At 58.1% G+C, this 203-nt stretch carries 1 tRNA gene; it reads right to left on the bottom strand.

The window, feature by feature from the left end:
• Positions 1–126: 126 nt before the first annotated feature.
• Positions 127–202 (bottom strand) — tRNA-Gly (locus tag ACYP03_RS28570).
• Position 203 lies beyond the last annotated feature (1 nt).

Raw genomic sequence — 203 nt, 5'->3', positions numbered from 1 at the left:
CGGGGGCCGGATTTGAACCGACGACCTTCGGGTTATGAGCCCGACGAGCTACCAAGCTGCTCCACCCCGCGTCCGTATTGTCTCACCGTTGGGCACGATGACAGCCGCTTTTTCAAGCTGAGAATCTGGAGCGACACACGAGGTTCGAACTCGTGACCTCAACCTTGGCAAGGTTGCGCTCTACCAACTGAGCTAGTGTCGCA

The sequence above is a fragment of the Photobacterium sp. R1 genome, assembly GCF_054600795.1.
The sequence above is the reverse complement of the archived record's forward strand: the minus strand, read 5'-3'. Positions and strand labels throughout refer to the sequence as shown.